Here is a 15,060-nt window from a genome sequence, read left to right on the forward strand (position 1 = left end):
TGCGAACCCCGGCGGGGCGGCCGACCGCCCGTCGGTCGGCGACCGGCCAACCTGCACCGACGACCCCGCTCGCCGGGAACGGTTCGGCCTATCGATGCCCTTGACCGGTGGCGGTGCCGACGCTAGGTTCTCTGCAACCGATTGCACGAAGAGAAGCAGGCGGGGGCAGGCTGTTTCAGAAGGAGGGGGCGGCATGAGCGGTACTTCCAGGCTCCGATTGGGCGCCATGGTGCTGACGGTGACGCTGGCCGTCGCCGGCTGCAACGGCGGGGACAGCGCGATGCCGACGGACCCGGGTGCCGTCGAGGGTTCGGTGACCTTCTGGACCTACCCCATCGGGGACAGCGGCAAGGACAGCTACTGGGATCCGGTGGTCGAGCAGTTCAAGCAGAAGTACCCGAAGGTCGACGTCGACGTCGTGGTGCAACCGTTCACCAACCGCGAGGAAACCCTCGTCACGGCGATCGCCGGCAAGCAGGGCCCCGACGTCGTCTACTTCAACCCCGACTTCATCCCCAAGTTCGCCGTCGAGGGCGTGCTGGAGCCCGTCGAGGACGTCATCGCGGACGACCGGGACGACTTCACGCCGGCGGCGCTCGACGCGATGTCGTGGGACGGGAAGCTCTACGGCGTGCCGCTGCTGATGCAGGCGCTGATCGGCGTGTGCAACAAGCAGGTGCTCGCCGCGTCCGGGGTGGAGAAGTGCCCGGAGACCTGGGCGGACATCGAGCAGATGGCGCCGAAGGTGAAGGCGGCCGGATACGTCCCGACCGACTACGTGGCCGCCCAGACCCTGACCCTCAACCACAGCTTCTACCCCTACCTGTGGCAGGCCGGCGGTGAGGTCCTGACCGCCGACGGCAAGAAGGCGGCGTTCAACAGCCCCGAGGGGCTGCGGGCCCTGGAGTTCGTCAAGAAGCTGGTCGACAACGGGTGGACCTCGCAGCAGAGCCTGACCACGGCCGAGACGCTGGAGCAGAGCGCGCTGGGGCAGGGCAAGCAGGCATACTCGCCCAACAACACGACCGCCAGCCTGGCGAAGCTGTTCAAGCCGGAGGAGTTGGTGGTCAGCCAGCCGCTCACCGACAAGGTGCAGGTCGCCGCCGGCTCGGTGGGTGGGCTGTCGGTGCTGGCCGGCAGCGACGCCAAGGCCGCGTCGAAGGCGTGGATCGACTTCTTGACCAGCCCGGAACACATGCGGTCCTTCGACCAGAAGAACGGCTACTACGCGCCGAGGAAGTCCGTCACGGGGCTGTACGCGGACAACCCGGGGATGGCCGAGGGCGAGAAGCACCTGGACGTCATCCGGTCGGGCGTCATCCACCCGAAGGCGCGCGAGATCATGAACCTGATCAAGCCGCACCTGCAGGCCGTGCTGCTCGGCAAGACCGCACCCGGGGACGCGCTCGCCGCGGCGGAGAAGGACGTCAACGCGCTCCTCGAGCGCCGCTGATTCACATTCGACGGTCGCAGGCGTGGCCGTGCCCGGCACGCCTGCGACCACCGGCGAAGGAGGTGTGGTGAGCGAGCAGGCCGTAGGGACAGTCCAGCCAGTGCCGCAGTCGGGGGCACGACGCGCGAGAAGGCCCTGGTGGCGCTCGCGGGCCGCCTTCGCCGGCTACCTGTTCATCCTGCCGTACGTCCTCTTCTTCCTGGTGTTCCGGATCATCCCCGCGGTCATGGGCATGTTCCTCAGCCTGGGCGACTACGGGATCGCCGGCACCTTCACCTTCGTGGGGACGGAGAACTTCACCCGGCTGTTCGGCGATTCGCTGTTCTGGAACTCGCTGAAGGTCACCGCCTACTACACCCTGCTCACCATCCCGCTGAGCCTGGGTGTGTCTCTGGCGATGGCGACGCTGTGTGACCGGACCCTGCGCGGGATGAGCATCTACCGCTCCATCTTCTTCCTCCCGGTCGTCACCAGCACGGTCATGTCCGGAATCATCTGGGTGTGGATCTTCGAGGTCGACGGTCCGCTCAACTGGCTGCTCAACCTCGTCGGCATCCCGGACGTGGGCTGGTTGCAGAGCGAGGCCATGGTCATTCCCGCGCTGGCGGTCGTGAGCGCGTGGAAGGGCTTCGGCTACAACATGCTCATCCTGCTCGCCGGAATGCTCGCCATCCCCAACGAGTACTACGAGGCCGCCCACGTCGACGGGGCCGGGTGGCGGCGCCGGTACTGGCACGTCACGCTGCCGCTGCTGAAGCCGGCCCTCTTCTTCGTCCTGGTCCTGGAGATCATCGGATCCTTCCAGGTGTTCGACACCATCTACGTGATGACCGGTGGCGGGCCGGTACGCGCCAGCTACTCGCTGACGTACATGATCTACGACCAGGGCTTCGGCTACTTCGACTTCGGTTACGCCAGCGCGGCCGGCGTCGTCCTGCTGGTCATCACCCTCATCACCTCGCTGATCCAGCACCGCCTGATGAACAAGGGGAAGTCGGCATGAGCACCACGGTCGCGCACGCCCCCGCCCCACCGACGGCCAGCACACCGCAGACTCCCGTACGGCGGCCCGACCGGCGGCGGCGCCGGGCCCTGTGGATGCACGTCCCGCTGGCGCTCTGCGCGGTGGTGACGTTCTTCCCCTTCTGGGCGATGCTCGTGCTGTCCCTGCAACCGAAGCAGGGCGTGGAACTGCCGGGCTCGTTGCTGCCGGACAGCATCTCCTTCGACGCGTACGCCGACGCTCTCGGCAGCAACCAGGTGTACGAGTGGGCCCTCAACTCGGCGGTCTACTCGCTGGCGTCGGTGGTCCTCGTCCTGCTCTTCGCCTCGATGGCGGGCTACGCGTTCGCCAAGAAGCGGTTTCTGGGCAGGGAGTTCGTCTTCTGGTTGTTCGTCGCGATGCTCATGGTGCCGGGGCACCTGACGCTCATCCCGCTGTTCATCATGGTGTCGGAGATGGGTGGCCTCGACACGATGTGGGGGATGGTCGTTCCCACCATCGCCAACGCCCAGGCCATGTTCCTGATGCGGCAGTTCATCCAGGAGATCCCCGACGAGCTGATCGAGGCGGCCCGCATCGACGGCGCGAGCGAGTTCCGGGTCTACTGGTCGATCATCCTGCCGCAGACCAAGCCGATCATGGCCACGCTCGGCACCTTCGTCTTCCTGTGGCACTGGAACGACTTCCTCTGGCCCCTGGTGTCCCAGCGCAGCCCCGGCAACTACGTGCTGACGGTGGGTCTGAACAGCCTCCAGGAGCAGGACACCGAACTGGCCACCACGATGGCCGCCTCCGTCATCACCTTCGTCCCCACCGTCGTGGTCTTCGTCCTCCTGCAGCGGTTCTTCGTCCGCGGCGTGATGATGAGCGGCCTCAAGTAGCGGCGTCACGCGCTCAGCGGCACGCCCTTCCACCTGTCTTGCCATCGATTGCAGTACCGCGAGGCGCAATCCGGACGAACAGAAGAGGTGCCCTAATGCGATCGCTCCTGCCCAGCGGACTCCGGCGAGGCTCGGTCGTCCTCGCCGCCTGTCTCCCGCTTCTCCTGCTGACGACCACCGCCGCCCCGGCGGCACCCCCCGCTGTCGTGGCGACCGCCGGTCAGGTCACCGACCTGGGACCGGCGCTCTACACGGTGAACGTCCGCAACGCCGAATTCGGCACGCTGCCCGACGGCACGCCGGTGGCCTACGCGATCTCCAACGGCACCCCGGCCAGCTTCACCGTCGTCGACGCCCGCGACGGCAGGCGGATCACGGCCATCCCGCTGGACGGCTACACCGTCGGCGGGTGGGTGGAGCTGGCGCCTGACGGCACCGTCTACTTCTCCGTACGCGCCCCCACGCCCGCGGCCGTGTTCCGCTTCCACCCCGACACCATGCGGCTGGAGCATCTCGGCGGGATCGCCGGGGAGACGGCCCTCTACTCGGCCACCTTCGACGCGAACGGCGTGCTGTACTTCGGCACCTACCCGCGCGCGAAGCTCGTGTCGTTCGACCCGGCGACCGGCCGGTTCCGCGACTACGGCAGCCTCACCACCGACGCCGCCTACGTCTTCTCGGTCGGGATCGTGGCAGGCAAGGTCTGGGCCGGCACCGGACCGGTGCCCCACCTCTACCAGGTCGACCCGCGATCCGGTCAGACCACCGAGATGTCGGTGCCCGCGCCCCTGCTCGAGAACACCGACTGGTTCATCGGCATCGAGCCCCGCGACGACCTGGTCTTCGTGCGGCTCTCCCCGCGCGGCACGTACGACATGGCGGTGTACGACCTGAGGCGCGAGCGGTGGCTCGACCAGGTCATCGGCAACACCTTCGGCGCGGAGCCCACCGCCCAGGGGCGCGACGGCACCTTCTACCTGATGGCCGGCGGAACCCTCACCGGCTACCAGGTGCCCGCCCGCCGCCGCGTCTCGACCGGATTCGAGGACAGCACCCTGCCGGCCCAGCTGACCGACGCCGTGGGCACGTACGGGATGAGCGTCATGGACCTGCGCGAACCGCTCTTCCCCGGCGAGACCGTGGTGGGCATCGACACCGATGGCCGCCTCTGGCACTACAACCTCGCCACCAGACGGTCCCGGATCGTCCCCGCCGACGTGCTGGGCTCACCCGCCGGGGCGCACAGCATGGGCGTCGGCCCCGACGGCACCGTGTACATGGGCGCCTACCTCAGCAGCGGCGTGATGAGCCGGATCGACCAGGAGTCGCAGCAGGTCGAGCAGATCCGCGGGCCCAAGCAGGCCGACGCGATCGTCAGCCACAACGGGACGATCGCGGTGAGTTCCTATCCCGGTGCCGTCGTGCACACCGGCGACCCGGCGCAGCCCTGGGTTTGGGGCACCAATCCGCGCAAGGTGCTGGAGCTCGGCCGGGGCGAGCCGCACTTCCAGGACCGGATCTTCGCCATGACCTCGGCGGGGGAGCGGCTCGCGGTCGGCAGCGTCCCGGACTACGGGCAGCTCGGCGGCGCGCTGACCCTCGTCGACCCCGCCACCGGAGCCGCCGAGGTCCACCGCGACGTCGTCGACGACCAGAGCGTCGTCTCGCTCGCCTACCGGGACGGGGTCGTCTACGGCGGTACGTCGATCCACGGCGGGCTGTCCAGCGCGCCGACGCAGGACCAGGCGCGGCTGTTCGCCTGGGACGTGGCCGCCCGCCGGCTCGCGTGGAGCGACGTGGTCGTGCCGGGCGCGACGGTCATCCACGAGCTCGAGTTCGGCCCCGACGGCCTGCTGTGGGGGATGGCCGACGACGGCACCGTCTTCGCGTACGACCCGGGTCAGCGGAAGGTGCTCCGGTCGGTCGCGACCGGCCTGCGCAACACCAACACCTGGGGCCGGGTCTCGTCGCTGTACCACCGCCCGGCCGACGGGCTCTTCTACGGCAACGCCGGTGGCCGGCTCTTCCGGTTCGACCCGACGACGCTGGCGATCGAGGTGCTCGTCGAGTCCGGCGTACGGGAGTCGGCGATGGACGGGCAGGGCCGGATCTACTTCGCCGACGCCACCCACGTCTACCGCTTCGATCCCGCGACGACACACCAGTAGCGCCCACCCCGGCCCGCTCGCCTCGGCGAGCGGGCCGGTCCGTTTCGCCCATCGTCCCGTCCCGCGTCGACCGAAAGGTGACACCATGCCAGGTTCATCCAGACCCGGCCCACGCATCCGCCGCAGGGCGTTGCTCGCCCTGCTCCTGGGCACGGCGGTACTCGCCGCCCTCACCGGTCCCGCACACGCGTCACCCGCACCCGAGACGAGCGCCGCCGCCGCGCAGCACGACCCGATGGCCGAGTTCGTGGACCTCGGCTCGATGTACACGGCCAACGTGCGGCTCGCGGCGATGGACGTACGCCCCGACGGCACCCCCGTCGTCTACGGCTTCAGCGACGGCACCCCGGTGAGCTTCAACGCCATCGACGCCCGCACCGGCGAGCTGCTGCACACCACGACCTTTCCGGGCTACACCGTCGCCAGTTCCATCGTGGTGGACGACTCCGGGCTGGTCTACCTCAGCGTCCGGGCGCCCAACGACGGCACCCTGTGGCGGTACGACCCCGCAACCGACCAGGTGACCCGGATCGCCACGGGGGTGGTCGGTGAGGGGATGCTGCGGACGCTGCTGATCAGGGACGGCATCCTCTACGGCACCACCTACCCGGACGCCAAGGTCTACTCCTACGACCCGGCCACCGGGGAGTTCCGCGACTACGGCGGTATGACGACCGACGGGGACTACGCCTGGGGCTTCGACGAGGTCGACGGCAAGCTCTGGGTCGGCACGGGCGCAATCCCGCACCTGTTCAGCCTCGACCCGGCGACCGGCGGGAAGACCGAGATCCCGCTGCCGGAGCCGGTGGCGACGAGGGCCAGCTTCATCAACCGGGTCACCCGCCACGGCGACCTGGTGTTCGTGCAGTACTCACCGACCCTGGACGGTCGCAACCACCTCGTCTACGACCTCTCCGCCGGGCGTTGGTGCTGCACCGACACGGTCGGGCAGCCGATCGCCTTCGGACACATGACCCGTGGTGCGGTGGACGGCCGCTTCTTCTACGCCTCCGGTGACAAGGTCCAGGGTTACGACGTCGCCACCCGGCAGACGACCTCCATCGGTTGGGAGGGCAGCCCCCTCGCCGCGGCGCTCGGCACCACCCGTGCGTTCGAGCCGATGCGACTCGGCACCCCGCAGTTCCCGGGCACGACCCTGGTGGGCATGCGCGGAGACGGCACGATCTGGCGGTACAACCTGCAGAACCGTACCGGCGACATCCTGCCGAACGTCATCCAGAGCACCCCGGCGACGGTCCATTCGGTCGGCACCGGCCCCGACGGAAACGCGTACTTCGGCGCCTACCTGAGCGCCGGCGTCATGGCCCGGGTCAACCGGGAGACGGGCCAGCTCGAGCAGTTGTCGGGGCCGAAGCAGGCCGACAGCATCACCACCCACGGCAACCGGATCGTGGTGGGCAGCTACCCCGGCGCGGAGTACTACGCGGGCGAGGTCGGCGGTGACGTCGCCTGGGACTGGGGCAGCAACCCCCGGCACCTGTTCTCGCTCGGCCGCGCCGAGTTCGGGCAGGACCGGCCGGTGACCCTCGTGTCGGCCGATGACCTGGTGGTCGGCGGCACCGTCCCCGACTACGGGGAACTGGGCGGCGGTCTCGTGGTCTTCGACCCGGGCAGCGGGGCGTACCAGTTCCACCGCGACGTCGTACCGGACCAGAGCGTGACCGCGCTGACCACGGTCGGTGGGCTCGTCGTCGGCGGCACCTCGATCCACGGCGGGCTGTCGAGCACCCCGACGCAGGAGCGGGCCGAACTGTTCGTCTGGGACGTCGAGGCCGGTGAGAAGGTCTGGAGCGCCCCCGTGGTGGGCGGCGGCGCCGTGGTCCAGGCGCTCACCGTCGGCCCGGGTGGCATGGTGTGGGGCCTGGTCGGGGACGGCACCGTCTTCGAGTTCGACCCGCGCACCCGTACCGTCACCCGGTCCTTCGACTCCGGATTCGCCGACGGCAACCTGTGGGGCTTCCGCACCGAGCTGTTCTACCGCGCCGCGGACGCCCGCTTCTACGGCAACGCGGGAGGGAAGCTGTTCTGGTTCGACCCGCAGACCCTGGAGCACGGGCTGGTCCTGGCGCAGGACGTCCGCATCGCCGGCATGGACCGCGACGAGACGATCTATGTCGCGAACAACACCAACGTGTTTCGGTGGGAGCCCGCCGACGACCCGCGCGCCTGCGCCGCGACGGTCACCGGTACGCACGACGGCCCACTCCGGGTCACCGCGGGCAAGACCTGCGTCACCGACGCGGTGGTGAACGGCCCGGTCCAGGTCGGCGCCGGGGCGAGTGTCCGGATCGAGGATTCCCACGTGCACGGTGGCGTCACCACGGACCAGGCCCGGGTGGTGAGCATCGCCCGGTCCCGCGTCGACGGAGCGGTGTCGATCACGCGTACCAGCGGACGGGTGCTGCTGTCCGGCACCACCATCGACGGCGCGCTCGCCTGCGCGGAGAACGGCTGGACGCCGACCGACGACGGCGTCCGCAACGCGGTGACCGGGCAGGTGTCAGGGCAGTGCGCCGGACTGAAGGGTGAGTCGTCGTGAGCGACAACCGACGGAGGCGGGCCTGGGCCCGGTGGATGCTGAGCGCGGTGGTGCTGGCGCCGGTCGCGCTCGTGGCGCCACCCGCGAGCGCCGGTACGACCGGCGTGACCGCGGGCGCCAGCGGGAACCTGCTGGCGAACGCGAGCTTCGAGGAGGTGGGTCCGGACGGCCTGCCCACGGGCTGGGCCCCGGTGTGGCCCGGCTCCGAGAAGTACTACTCCCTCGACGACACCGACGCCAGCGACGGAGACCGGAGCCTGCGGGTGCGCGACGCGAGCACGACCGCCGGCGCGGGGCTGCGAGCCACGCGCGTGCCGGTGACCGGGGGCGTGAAGTACGCGTTCTCGATGGACCTCAAGCTCGCCAGCGGCGTGCTGCAACCGACGGTCTACTTCTACGACTCCGCCGGCGCCAGGGTCGCCCAGCCGTACCAGGTGCTGCGCCCGGCGCCCGGGGCGTGGGACCGGCAGGTGGCGACGTTCACCGCGCCGGCCGACGCGGTCAGCGCGGAGCCGCTGGTCTACTCCAGTTCGGTCGGTACCGTCGACGGCCTCGTCGACTCGGTCGCGTTCGCCGCCACCGGCCCCGGTCCACAGCCGCCCGCCGGTGTCGAGCAGGATCTGGGTGAGCCGATCGCCGGCATCACCAACGCCGGGGCGGGCTACACCACCGACTCGGCCGGACGGGACATCGGGGTGGTCATCGGCGGCGGCAGTCCCTCGACGTTCAGCGCGGTGGACATCGTGACCGGTGCGCGCCTGATGAGCCGGACGATGCCGAACGTGATCATGTCCTGGTCGTTCGTCACGACCGCCGACCGCGACATCTACATCGGCACCCAGACCAAGGGGGAGGTGTGGCGGTTCGACCCGGACGACCTCACCCTCGAACTCGTCGCCACCGCGCCGTTCGGTCAGACGCACCTGTGGTCGGCGACCCTCGACGACCGCGGCCGGCCGGTGTGGGGCACCTATCCGGACGGCAAGGTGATCGCCTACGACCCCGCCACGGGGCAGTGGCAGGACTACGGGGTACAGGTCGAGGGCAACATCTACGTGCGCAGCATCGACTCCGACGGTCGGTACGTGTACGCCGGTGGCGGCGCCCTGCGGGCCAGCCTCACCCGCCTCGACACGCACACCGGCGAGATCCGGGAGATCCCGCTGCCACCCGGGCACGACGCCGACACCTTCCTCTACGACGTGACCGTCTCCGGCGGGCTGCTCTTCGCCCGGCCGACGCCCTCGACCGACCTGCTCGTCTACTCGCTGACCGAGCAGGCATGGGTGGACGTCGTACCCCAGGTCGTGGGTCTGGCGGTGTCTCCCGAGGTGAGCACCGAGGACAGCGGCGTTCGCCGGCGCGAGGCGCTGATCGTGCCGATCGAGGGTGCGGTGATCGCCTACGACCTCGACACCCGGCAGCAGCGCCGGATCTCCATGAACCTCCAGGGATCCGCGGCCCGTGGCTGGGCCCTGATGGAGCTGGGCACCGACGGGTTCCCCGGCACGTCCGTGGTGACCGCGACCAGCAAGTCGATCTTCCACGCCTGGAACCCCGCCACCGGGCGGACGGCCGCGGTGCGCGCCGACGCGGAGCTGACGCCGTTCCTGATCCGGTCGATGGCGACCGGCCCGCGCGGCGACATCTACGTCGGCGGGTACGGATCCCCGCCGGGGATCGCCCGGGTGGACGTGGACAGTGGCGCGACCGAGCCGCTCAACGGTGTCGGACAGACCGAGGGGCTCGTCGCCCACGGCGACCGTCTCGTCTTCGGCACCTACCCCGGTGCGCGGATCTACACCTACGACACCACCCGGCCGTGGGATCCGGCGACGAACCCGGTGACGGCCCGGGACCGGGTCGTCTCGCTGGGCAGTCACCAGGATCGACCACTCGGCTGGGCCAGCGCCGGTGACGTCGTGGCCATCGGCTCGATGCCGGACTACGGGCAGCTCGGCGGTGCGCTGTCCCTGTTCAACCCGTCGACCGGCGACCTGCGGGTGTTCCGCGACGTCGTCAAGGACCAGACCCCGCTCGCCCTGGCCTACCGGGACGGCCTCGTCTACGGCGGCACCGGCATCTGGGGCGGCATCGGCATCGAACCGACCACCAGCGAGGGCAAGCTGTTCGTCTTCGACCCGGCGACCGGGAAGGTGGTGTTCGAGACCGTGCCCGTCCCGGGGGAGGAGAACGTCTCGGCCCTCACCTTCGACGACGACGGCAACCTGTGGGGCTTCACCGCGAACGCGCTGTTCAAGTTCGACCCGGACACCCGCACGGTGGTGCTCCGCAAGACCTACTTCGGCGTGGACGACAGCAAGATCTACGCGACCGGCCGGGAGCTCTTCTGGCACCACGGGAAGCTCGTCGGCACCTCGACCGGCCGCCTCTTCGAGATCGACCCCGCGACCCTGGAGATGACGGTCCTGCAGAGCGGGATGCAGAACCTGGCCATCGACCGCAACGGCACCTACTACTACAACCGGGGCAGCACCCTGTACCGGTGGGTGCCGGAGCCCGTGGCGCCCGCCTGCGACCGGACGGTCACCGGAACGCACCACGGCGACCTCGCGGTCGCGGCCGGGACGACCTGCGTCCGGAACGCCGACGTCCGCGGCGACATCGTCGTACGCCCCGGCGCGGGCGTACTCGTGGAGGATTCACAGCTGCAGGGCGGGGTGGAGGCCGACCACGCGCGCGCCGTGTGGCTCCGCCGGGCCCAGGTCCGCGGCGCGGTGAGCGTGGCCGGCACCGGCGGCTGGGTGGTGCTGTCGGGCAACCGGATCGCGGGATCACTGACCTGCACCGGGAACGACAGCGAACCGACCGACCGGGGCGAGCCCAACAGCGTCACCGGCGACAGCCTGGGGCAGTGCGCCGGCATGTGACGGCGGCGGCACCGCCGGCGGGGCGGCAACCGTTCAGGTTGCCGCCCCGCCCGGGGGCGTCAGGTCGAAGTCGACGGTGAAGGTGTACGACCAGGGCAGCCGGGCGTTCGTCACGGTCCAGCCGGACAGCGTCCGGGTGCCGGTCGCCCACCGGTGCAGATCCCGCGTGATCCGCGCGTGCACGTCGGGCAGCTCGTCGAGCGGTGGGTCGGTCAGTCCCCGCCGCGCCGCCTCCTGTTGCAGGCGTCGCCGCACGACCGGCAGGTAGTGCCCGTCCTCGATGATCTTGCGGGCCAGGAACCGGTCGCGGGCGTCCTGCGACCGAGGGGCGTCCGACAGCGCCGGCGTGACGCCGGCCGCGAGGGTGGTGCCGATGGTGTTGCCCGCGGTGTTCCAGCCGCCGTAGGACACGAGCCGGCCCAGCAGGCCCCGGTCGTCGAGTCCGGCGAGCAACTGGGGGTCGCTGCCGTTGGCGAAGCGGATGTCCGCCACGGCCACCCGGCGCCCCGCGGCGACGTGGGCCGCGACCGCGTCCGCCACGGCCGTCCAGCCGGTGTCGGCGGACGCGTCGGGTGGGTCGAGCACCCAGTCGCCGGGCTCCGGCGCGGGCGGGTGCACGACGACCACCAGGTCGGCATCGTCGGCGTCCGCGACCTCCACGGCTCCGAGGGCACGAACCTGGTTGGCGAGGCCGAGCCGCACGGGTCGGTCCTCGTACGGGGCGATCCGGTCCAGGCCGTCCGCGTCCGGGCAGTCGACGGCGATCTTCGGGGCGATTCCCCGGACCTGAGCAGCCACGCGCGCCACGAGCACGCTGGGCACCTCGTCGGCGCCGGGGTAGGTGAGGACGTCGACGCCGAGCCGATCGATCCAGCGCTGCAACTGTCGCCGCTCCGCCGCCGGCAGTCCCCGCGGCGCGGTGTCGTCGGACGAGATCACGAGGGTGTCCAGGATCCCGTCGGAGGCCATCTCCAGCGCGGCGAGCAGCACGGCGTGGTTGCGCGCGCGCCGGCGCACCAGGTCGGTCACGTAGGCGTCCGGCACCTGCCCACGAGCGGCGGCGACCGCCTCGGCCGTTGCCTCGCCCAGGTCGTGCGCATCCCAGACGGTCGACAACGCGCCGAGCCGCGCCCCGTGCGTGGCCCAGTAGGCCGGTTCCTGGCGGGAGCGGGCGGCGTTGTCGTACGACGGCAGTCGGGTCACCACGCCGAAGGCGGTGACCGGCACGTCGATCTCGCGTAGCACGTCGAGGCGGGGCAGCACCTGCCCGATCCGGTCGTCGGTGTTGCGCGACGGGATCAGCCCGCCGTGGACGAGCAACTCCAGGGAGACGACGACGTGGTCGACCTCCGTGGCGATCTTCCGCAGCCACCGCGCCAGGGCTGCGGTGTCCGCCGGCTGCCGGAACGACGGCATGGCGGCGGGAGGCGGGGTGACGACGTCCAACCCGGCGCACGCCCCGATGGCGACCGCGTAGCCACGGGTGTTGGGTCTCTCGTCCGGCGGCAGCAGGGCGACGCGGGTCATTTCGTCCTCCTCGGATCGCGGTCGGTGCGGCGTCAGTAGATGCCGGGCGCTGGTTCGTCGAGGACGATCACGCCGTCGTCGACGGTGACCAGGGCCGGCTGCCGGCCGGCGAGGTCGCGGTTGCCGGTCGGCGCGTACTGGCGGCTGTTGTACTCCAGATGCGGGGCGGAGAGGTCGAACACGCTCGCCAGGCGGGCCGAGTGGGCGAGGGCCGCGTCCACCGCCGTGAGGTCCTGCATCGTCACGAAGAGCCCGCGAGCGCGGGCGAAGGCGTACGTGAGCAGAGCGGGCGTCTGGCCCTTGCCGGCCTTCACCACGACTCCCGACCAGCCGTCGCTCCGCACGTGGCGAAGTTGCGCCGGGTCGTGCAGGCTCTCGTCCATCAGTACGGGCCGGCGCCGGCTCTGCTCCCGCACGGCGGCCGGATCCGGGCTGCTGTCCCGGGGCCAGGGCTGCTCGACGAAGGCCACGGCCTGGAAGGCGTCGGGTGCCGTCGCCGCCAGGGCGTCCAGCATCGCTCCGAGTGCCGCCGGCCCGGGGTAGCCCTCGTTGGGATCCACCGACAGCATCACGTCGGCCGTCCGGGCCGATGCCACCCGATGCACGTCCGCGATCCGCCGCGCGTCGGCGTCGGGATCGCGACCCGCCACCTTGATCTTCACATGGCGTACGCCGTCCCGGCGCAGCCACTCATCGAGCGACCGCCCGCCGCCAGCGTCGCCGGGCCGCAGCGGGTCGGAGGTGCCGACCACGTGCTGGACCGGCAGCCGCCGGCGCGGTGCGGTCAGGAACTCACCCGGGTACCGGCCGGCCAACGCCGGATCCACGCACGCGCCGAGGTCGTGGGCGAGGTGGTCGCTGGTGTACATGGTGTGCGCGGGGCGGCCCGCCGCCCGTGCCCACGCGTCGTGCAGGGCGTTGTCGACCGCGCCGAGGCACAGCAGCGCCGCCAGCCGGGGTATCGGGGCGTCCTCGACGGCGGCACCGGTGTCGGCCACCGTCCCGTGCAGCCGGAGCCACGTGCCGACGGGGTCGGCCGGCTCACCGCCCAGCGCGGCGTGTGCGAACCGCTCGGTGAGGCGGCGCAGGGCGGCGTCCCGTTCTCTGACGTCCAGCCGCGATGTCGGCCATGACCACGGGACGGAGAGCACCGAGGCGCCCCGGCCGGTCGCGGCCTCGCCGCGGCGGTTCGTGGCGACCACGTCGACCAGGGCGAGGGTGAACCAGGTGATGGCGCGGCCGCTGATCATGAACGGCTGGTCCAGGGCGATCTCCCGGAAGCGGACCCGGGCGTCGCGGACGGTGATGTCGGTGTCAGCGGTGGCTGTCAACGGGCACCTCGGCACCGAGTTCGACCAGTTGCATGAGGTTCCGGGCGATGTGGAAGGGGTCCTTGACCGGCAACGCCACGACCTGGTCCAGCGGGCGTCCGCCGCGGTCGCGGATCTGGACCCACTCCTCGCCCTCGTCCCGGCCGGGGAACGTCCTGAGGGTGTAGTCCCAGATCAGCTCCGCCCACCGCCCGGCGTCGCGGTCACCGTAGCGGCGTGCGGCCAGCGCCGTGGTGTACGCCGCCTCGGTGTGCACCCACCACAGCTTCGTGCTCCAGGTCGAACGGACCAGCCTCTCGTAGGGCGTGTCACCCCCGGTGCCGCGCGGCTCCGTGGCGCCCTCGGCGTCGACGTAGCGGAAGAGCCCCCCGTGCCGGCTGTCCCAGGCCGATGCGCAGAGGGCCTCGATGCTGGTCAGCAGCTCGGCGTCGGTGACCTCGTCCCTCTGGCCGAGAAGGTCACCCGCCTCCAGGGCGACCCAGACGCCTTCGAGGGCGTGCCCAGGGACCCGGTGCCGGGCGACGAGGGAGGTGTCGTCGGGCAGGTCGGGAATCATCTCCCGGAAGGTGCCGTCGGGCGTGCGGTGGCGGAGCATGGCGTCGCGGTCGGCGGCGAGGTCGGCCAGCGTGCCCGAGGTCATCCGGTCGAGGTGGAGCAGGGCCCGCGCGTGCTCCAGGCGGGTGTTGAGCAGGATCATCCGGGGGCCGAAGGCGACATGCCCGTCGGGGACGGCGTACGGCGGCGTCGCCGCGCGGTTCGCCCGGATGTCCGCGGTCGCCCGGGACAGCAGCGGATCGGCGACCTCCAGCCACGCCGTCGACCCGGTCGTGCGGGCCAGTTCGGCCAGTCCCATCACCACGAAGCAGTCCGCGTAGACGCTGTGCGTCTCGCCGGCCGGACCGGGGGTGGGGGTGCCGTCCTCGGTGACCACGAAGTGGCACGTGCCGTCGGGTCGGACCACGTGGTCGGCGAGGAACCGGGCACCGCGTTCGGCCAGTGCCACCAGGCGGTCGGCGTCGACGTCCAGCAGTCCGTCCGTGGCCAGCCGGGCCGCTCGCGCGAGCAGCCACACGAACCGCCCCTGCGACCAGGTGAACTTGTCGGTGGAGACGAGCCGACGGCCGCGGTTGTCGAAGCAGGTGTGGAAGCCGCCCCGCCGCTCGTCGACGCCGTGGCGCAGCCAGAAGGGCAGGATCACGTTCTCGAGTTGGACCCGGGCCTCAGACGCCATCCGACCCCTCCTGGT

The 15,060-nt window shown here is 71.1% G+C and carries 9 protein-coding genes; 6 read left to right on the forward strand and 3 right to left on the reverse strand.

The window, feature by feature from the left end:
• Positions 1 to 193 precede the first annotated feature (193 nt).
• The 6 genes from ABZ793_RS25750 to ABZ793_RS25775 all read left to right on the forward strand — a co-directional run bounded on the left by ABZ793_RS25750 (position 194) and on the right by ABZ793_RS25775 (position 10,956).
• Complete coding sequence (locus ABZ793_RS25750) at positions 194 to 1,453, forward strand: extracellular solute-binding protein (RefSeq protein WP_357461787.1); 1,260 nt, start codon at positions 194 to 196, stop codon at positions 1,451 to 1,453.
• A gap of 67 nt (positions 1,454 to 1,520) precedes the next feature.
• The gene (locus tag ABZ793_RS25755; protein WP_357461788.1) at positions 1,521 to 2,456 is read left to right on the forward strand and encodes a sugar ABC transporter permease; all 936 of its coding nucleotides are present in this window, start codon (positions 1,521 to 1,523) and stop codon (positions 2,454 to 2,456) included.
• Positions 2,453 to 3,337 (forward strand): carbohydrate ABC transporter permease, encoded by an 885-nt coding sequence (locus ABZ793_RS25760; protein ID WP_350709894.1) that lies wholly within the window; start codon positions 2,453 to 2,455, stop codon positions 3,335 to 3,337. Before ABZ793_RS25755 ends, ABZ793_RS25760 begins: the two co-directional genes overlap by 4 nt.
• A 95-nt stretch (positions 3,338 to 3,432) precedes the next feature.
• Positions 3,433 to 5,505, forward strand: coding sequence for a hypothetical protein (locus tag ABZ793_RS25765; protein ID WP_357461789.1), 2,073 nt, complete (start codon positions 3,433 to 3,435; stop codon positions 5,503 to 5,505).
• 85 nt (positions 5,506 to 5,590) lie between these two features.
• Positions 5,591 to 8,065, forward strand: a complete 2,475-nt coding sequence (locus ABZ793_RS25770) for a hypothetical protein (protein ID WP_357461790.1) — start codon at positions 5,591 to 5,593, stop codon at positions 8,063 to 8,065.
• Complete coding sequence (locus tag ABZ793_RS25775; protein WP_357461791.1) at positions 8,062 to 10,956, forward strand: carbohydrate binding domain-containing protein; 2,895 nt, start codon at positions 8,062 to 8,064, stop codon at positions 10,954 to 10,956. The genes ABZ793_RS25770 and ABZ793_RS25775 overlap by 4 nt, the downstream gene beginning before the upstream one ends.
• Before the next feature lie 33 nt (positions 10,957 to 10,989).
• Here the strand turns inward: ABZ793_RS25775 and ABZ793_RS25780 are convergent, their stop codons facing one another.
• From ABZ793_RS25780 to ABZ793_RS25790, 3 genes are read right to left on the reverse strand one after another with little or no spacing between them, the layout of a single operon-like run.
• Complete coding sequence (locus ABZ793_RS25780) at positions 10,990 to 12,483, reverse strand: DUF4127 family protein (protein ID WP_357461792.1); 1,494 nt, start codon at positions 12,481 to 12,483, stop codon at positions 10,990 to 10,992.
• Positions 12,484 to 12,515: 32 nt separating this feature from the next.
• Positions 12,516 to 13,814 (reverse strand): enolase C-terminal domain-like protein, encoded by a 1,299-nt coding sequence (locus ABZ793_RS25785; RefSeq protein WP_357461793.1) that lies wholly within the window; start codon positions 13,812 to 13,814, stop codon positions 12,516 to 12,518.
• The gene (locus tag ABZ793_RS25790; protein ID WP_357461794.1) at positions 13,798 to 15,045 is read right to left on the reverse strand and encodes an AGE family epimerase/isomerase; all 1,248 of its coding nucleotides are present in this window, start codon (positions 15,043 to 15,045) and stop codon (positions 13,798 to 13,800) included. Before ABZ793_RS25790 ends, ABZ793_RS25785 begins: the two co-directional genes overlap by 17 nt.
• Positions 15,046 to 15,060 lie beyond the last annotated feature (15 nt).

Origin of the sequence: Micromonospora sp. NPDC047465 (assembly GCF_040643125.1) — a bacterium.
Taxonomy (GTDB): Bacteria; Actinomycetota; Actinomycetes; order Mycobacteriales; family Micromonosporaceae; genus Micromonospora.